At 73.3% G+C, this 3,865-nt stretch carries 2 protein-coding genes; one reads left to right on the top strand and one right to left on the bottom strand.

What is annotated here, in order from left to right; translation table 11 throughout:
* Positions 1 to 1,207 (bottom strand): SAV2148 family HEPN domain-containing protein (locus ABD308_RS10270; protein WP_425554734.1); only part of this gene is annotated, 1,207 nt, incomplete at its 3' end.
* Positions 1,208 to 1,683: 476 nt separating this feature from the next.
* On the opposite strand from ABD308_RS10270, the gene glgX reads away from it, so the two are divergent.
* On the top strand, positions 1,684 to 3,831 hold the full coding sequence (gene glgX, locus ABD308_RS10265) for a glycogen debranching protein GlgX (protein WP_344331223.1): 2,148 nt from the start codon (positions 1,684 to 1,686) through the stop codon (positions 3,829 to 3,831).
* Positions 3,832 to 3,865 lie beyond the last annotated feature (34 nt).

The raw sequence follows: 3,865 nt of genomic DNA, 5'->3' as shown, positions 1-3,865 counted from the left end.
TGCCGCCCTGCTGCTGGCCGGCGACGCCGCGCAGGACCAGGGCGGGCGACTCCATGCCGCGCGCCCGGCGCAGGTAGGGCTGGACGACGCCGAGGTCGCGGGTCTGGCGGCGTCCGCCGGGGGCCGGGGCGGCGGACGGCACGCCCTCGACCAGGTAGGCGGTGAAGCGCGGGGTCTCGTCGAACACCCGGATCTCGAAGCCGCCCTGGTCCCGCAGCGCGGCGCGGACCCGGCGCACGTGCAGGATGTTCATCTGGATCGAGCGGCCCAGCTCGCCGCGCCCGAGGCCGAGTTCGCGCTCGCGGCGGCGGACGGCGCTGCTGGCCGGGTTGAGGAATAGCAGCCGGACCCGGCAGCCGTCGGTGGCGAGCCGGACGAGCCGCTTGCCGGTGTAGTTCTGGCAGAGCATGCCGAGGCCGATGCCGAGGGCGTCCAGCCGTCGGGCGCCGTCGAGCAGGTCCTCGACCGGCAGGTCGCGCTGGAGGCGGACCCGGTCGGGGTGGACGGCGACGACGTCCGCGTAGCGTCCGGCGACCAGCGACTCGACGACGTCGGCGGGCACGGCGCCAGCGCCGCCGTCGAACAGGGCGAGCAGCCGGGCGGCGGCCCGTTCGGTCTGGGCGAGCACGGTGGCGGTGAGGACGCGGTTGCGGGAGACGACGTGCCGGGCGACCTCCAGCTCGTCGAGGGCCAGCTCGATCTCCCGGCGGTCCGCCAGGTAGGGCTCGAAGCAGGGCCAGTGCTGGACCATCAGCTCGCGCAGCTGCGGCAGGGTGAGGAAGACCAGCGGGTCGTCGTCGGCCGGGTCGAGCAGGTAGCCCTTGCGCCGGCTGACCTCGCGCACGGCGCCGGCCCGGTGCGCCCACTCCTCGCCGGCCGGGCCGGCGGCGGCGGTGACCCAGTCCTCCCCGTGGGCGGGCGCGTAGATCGGGTGCAGCACCTCGTCGACGAGCGAGCGCAGCCGCTGCTCGACCAGGTTGAGCCAGACGTAGGCGCGGCCGGAGAGGCGGACGCGCTGGTAGGCGTCCTCCCACTCGGCGCCGGACCAGGCGAGCGCGGGGACGTCGACCGGTCCGCCCTGGGCCGGGACGAGCGAGCGCCCGCCGGTCAGGGCGGGCCGCATGACCACCGTCGGCGCCTCGCTGCGGGCGCCGCCCCGGTCGGGGCCGCCGGGCCCACCGCCACGGCCGCCGGCGGGGAACACCATGCGCCACCTCACCTGGTTCCTGCTGGGAGCCGCCGGGGGCCGCTCGGAGCTGTCTGCCTGCCGTCCGGCCGGTCGGCCGCACGGCGCGCCGCCCGGCACACCGGCGGTTCGCCGCCGGTTCGCCGCCGGTTCGCCTGATGGTTCGCCACGGGCCCCGGACGGCCGGACGATCAAGGGTACTGCCCGCCGTGAACCGCCCGCAGCCGGTTGGACCACGGCACCGGCCGACGGCGACGGTCCGTCCCGGCCGCCCCACCCGCCCCACGGGTCACGGGGGCCCCGGGACTCGGTGAGGACACCCGTTCGGGCGAACACGGTGCGTATGGCCCCGCCGTCGGGGAAGGCGTCGGGGAGTATGCGGACTGTGCCGCGCCCGCGCACCGTACCCCACGGCGTGCGGGCGGCACGCCCCGCGGTCCGGCCACGATCATCGGACTGTCCGTCAGTTCCGCTTCAAGGCAAGGGAGTCGACAACCATGCAGGTATGGCCAGGGACCCCCTACCCGCTCGGCGCCACCTACGACGGGGCCGGCACCAACTTCGCGGTGTTCTCGGAGAGCGCCGACCGGATCGAGCTCTGCCTGCTCGGCGAGGACGGTTCGGAGACGGCCGTCGAACTGCGCGAGACCGACGCCTTCGTCCGGCACGCCTACCTCCCCGGCGTCCAGCCGGGCCAGCGCTACGGCTTCCGCGTCCACGGCCCGTACAACCCGGGCCTCGGCCAGCGGCACAACAGCGCCAAACTGCTGCTGGACCCGTACGCCAAGGCGATGAGCGGTCACATCGACTGGGACGAGTCCGTCTACGGCTACCACTTCGGCGCCCCCGAGCGCCGCAACGACCTCGACTCCGCCCCGCACACCATGCACTCGGTGGTGATCAACCCGTACTTCGACTGGGGCACCGACCGGCCGCCGCGCACCGACTACCACCGCACCGTGCTCTACGAGGCCCACGTGAAGGGCCTGACCAAGCTGCACCCGGGCATCCCGGAGGAGCTCCGCGGCACCTACGCGGGCGTCGCCCACCCCGCCGTCGTCGAGCACCTCGCCAAGCTCGGGGTCACCGCGATCGAGCTGATGCCGGTGCACCAGTTCGTCCGGGACCACCGGCTGCGCGACCTCGGCCTGGCCAACTACTGGGGCTACAACACCGTCGGCTTCTTCGCCCCGCACTCCTCCTACTCCTCCACCGGCGACCGCGGCCAGCAGGTGCAGGAGTTCAAGTCGATGGTGAAGGCGCTGCACGCGGCCGGCATCGAGGTCATCCTCGACGTCGTCTACAACCACACCGCCGAGGGCAACCACCTCGGCCCCACGCTCTCCCTGCGCGGCCTGGACAACGTCTCCTACTACCGCCTGGCCCGGGACCAGCGGTTCTACGAGGACACCACCGGCACCGGCAACAGCCTGCTGATGCGCAGCCCGCACGTGCTGCAGCTGATCATGGACTCGCTGCGCTACTGGGTCACCGAGATGCACGTGGACGGCTTCCGCTTCGACCTCGCCGCCACCCTCGCCCGGCAGTTCCACGAGGTGGACCGGCTCTCCTCGTTCTTCGACCTGGTCCAGCAGGACCCGGTGGTCTCCCAGGCCAAGCTGATCGCCGAGCCCTGGGACCTCGGCGAGGGCGGCTACCAGGTGGGCAACTTCCCGCCGCTGTGGACGGAGTGGAACGGCATGTACCGGGACACCGTCCGCGACCTGTGGCGCGGCGAGAACGCCACCCTCGCCGAGTTCGGCTCCCGGCTCACCGGCTCCTCCGACCTCTACCAGGACGACGGGCGCCGCCCGATCGCCTCGATCAACTTCGTCACCTGCCACGACGGCTTCACCCTGCGCGACCTGGTCTCCTACAACGAGAAGCACAACGAGGCCAACGGCGAGGGCAACCGGGACGGCGAGTCCTTCAACCGCTCCTGGAACTGCGGCGCCGAGGGTCCCACCGACGACCCGGCCGTCGAGGAGCTGCGAGCGCGCCAGCAGCGCAACTTCCTGGCCACCCTGATGCTCTCCCAGGGCGTGCCGATGCTCTCCCACGGCGACGAGTTCGGCCGCACCCAGCAGGGCAACAACAACGCCTACTGCCAGGACAACGACCTCACCTGGGTGCGCTGGCCGGAGGGCGACGGGGCGCGCACCCGGCTGCTGGAGTTCACCCAGCGGATGGTCTGGCTGCGCCGCGACCACCCGGTGTTCCGGCGCCGCCGCTTCTTCCACGGCCGCCCGGTCCCGGGCCGGCCCGCCGGGGAGGGCGGGGGCGGCGGCGAGTACGAGGACCTCACCGACATCGCCTGGTTCACCCCCGCCGGGGAGGAGATGACCAAGCGCAACTGGGGCGCCAGCTACGCGAAGTCGCTCACCGTGTTCCTGAACGGCTACGCCATCTCGGAGCCGGACCGGCGCGGCGGGCGGATCGTCGACGACTCCTTCCTGCTGATGTTCAACGCGCACTTCGAGCCGCTGGAGTTCACCGTGCCGGCCGGGCACGGGCAGGAGTGGCAGGTGGTGGTGGACACCGCCCGGCCGAAGCCGCCCGCACCCGGCTCCGGGGCCCGGGTGAAGGCCGGGGACACCCTCTGGCTCACCGACCGCTCGCTGATGGTGCTGCAGCGTCCCGCCTGAGCCCCGCCGGCGTCCCGGTTCGCCGGCGTGCCGT

The sequence above is a fragment of the Kitasatospora putterlickiae genome (assembly GCF_039527695.1).
GTDB classification, from domain to species: Bacteria; Actinomycetota; Actinomycetes; order Streptomycetales; family Streptomycetaceae; genus Kitasatospora; species Kitasatospora putterlickiae.
This window is presented reverse-complemented; position numbering and strand designations above follow the sequence as displayed.